A 1,663-nucleotide genomic window follows, 5' to 3' on the forward strand; every position below is an offset into this window, starting at 1 on the left:
ATGATAATGAGTAAAGACAGATTAAGAAAAAGCTATAAACCATTATTCATAGTTTTACTATTCGTATTCATCACATTAGGAGGTGTTTTTATGTTTAGGTTGTTAGGGAAGTCTCAAGAAGAACGTCGAAATAGAGAGTATGAAGTTAGTTTGGTGAATGCGTTAAAGAATTCCTATGAAGGGATTGAGGAGATTAAGATTTCCAATCCTGATTATACAACCCCACCAGGTTCGTGGTCTTGTGATATCGAAATTAAATTTAATGATGAAAGAACTCTTTCATATGAGATTAATCATCATTTAAACTATAAAATCAATTATGGTGGCCGTCAAGAAACAAACGAAGATTGGCAGTATTTAGAAACTCATAGAGGGAAAACTTTAAAGTCAGTGAGAATTACTTATTCTGATAGCGAGCAAGGAGAACTATGATGAATTTCCATTATACTGATGAATAATTTAAACCAAGATTATGCTGTTTATAGTGTGAACGAAAAGTCTTCAAGGAGAAAAAGGAGAAAAGCTTAAATGAATATTTCCAGCAATAAAAAAAGATATATAAGACTACTAATCGTTTTGTTACTCGTAGCCATCACAGCAGGAGCTATTTTTATGTTTAGGTTGTTAGGGAAGTCTCAAGAAGAGCGTCGAAATAGAGAATATGAAGTAAGTCTGGTTAATGCGTTAAAGAATTCCTACCAAGGGATTAAGGAGATTAAGATTATGGATCCTTACAATAATGACAAACCGGGTTCGTGGTCTTGTGATATTTCAGTACAGTTCAATGATAGTCAAACTATTACTTATGGAATTAATCACAGATTAACCTATAAAGAAAACCATGATGGTCTTATGAAAGGGGATACTAATGAAGAAATTGATCAACAATGGTCGATACTTCAAAAACACATTGGTAAAACAGAATCTACAATATTAGTACGATATTCAAATGGTGAAACAGGAGAGCAATAATGGTATTTAATTATACTGATAATCAGTTGAATAATTTAACCCAAGATTTTGCTATTTATATGGTAAATGAAGAGTTTTCAAGTAGAAAAAGAGGAAAAGCTTAAATGAATAATTCCAGCAATAAAAAAAGCCATAAAAGGATACTAATCGTTTTGTTACTCGTAGCCATTACAGCAGGAGGTGTTTTTATGTTTAGTATGTTAGGGAAATCCCAAGAAGAGCGTCGAAATAGAGAATATGAAGTAAGTCTAGTTAATGCTTTAAAAAATTCCTATGAAGGGATTGAGGAGGTACATATAACCGACCCTTCATATGCATCAATTCCGTCTGATGCTTGGGGCGCAAAAGTTAAAATATTTTTCTCTGATAGCAAACAACTAAGTTATATAATCGCATTTAATAAACAAAATAACGAAATAAGAAGTAGAGATTTTCAAAATAGTTCTCGAAAAGATGATAATCAATATTTGATAAACCATCGTGGAATTACAGAAAAAAATGTAAAAGTGATTTATTCAAATGGTGAAACAGGGGAACAGTAATGGTATTTAATTATACTGACAAACAACTCAATGAATTAAAGCATGGGAAGAATGTATACAGTGTCAATGCTGAATATGCTGAGAAAAAGAGGAAATGATAATGAGTAAAGACAGATTAAGAAAAAGCTATAAACCATTATTCATAGTTT

General features: G+C 31.6%; 3 protein-coding genes. All 3 read left to right on the forward strand.

Annotated elements, in window-relative coordinates:
- The first annotated feature begins 6 nt into the window (after positions 1–6).
- The 3 genes from GMD1S_RS07515 to GMD1S_RS07525 all read left to right on the forward strand — a co-directional run bounded on the left by GMD1S_RS07515 (position 7) and on the right by GMD1S_RS07525 (position 1,514).
- Complete coding sequence (locus tag GMD1S_RS07515) at positions 7–432, forward strand: hypothetical protein (protein WP_025172943.1); 426 nt, start codon at positions 7–9, stop codon at positions 430–432.
- Positions 433–528: 96 nt separating this feature from the next.
- Positions 529–972 carry a hypothetical protein gene (locus GMD1S_RS07520; protein ID WP_001027475.1) on the forward strand — a complete coding sequence of 148 codons (444 nt, stop codon included), beginning with the start codon at positions 529–531 and terminating at the stop codon, positions 970–972.
- A gap of 104 nt (positions 973–1,076) precedes the next feature.
- Positions 1,077–1,514, forward strand: coding sequence for a hypothetical protein (locus GMD1S_RS07525; protein WP_001066087.1), 438 nt, complete (start codon positions 1,077–1,079; stop codon positions 1,512–1,514).
- The last annotated feature ends 149 nt before the right edge of the window (positions 1,515–1,663 follow it).

The sequence above is a fragment of the Streptococcus sp. GMD1S genome (genome assembly GCF_000296875.1).
GTDB lineage: Bacteria > Bacillota > Bacilli > Lactobacillales > Streptococcaceae > Streptococcus.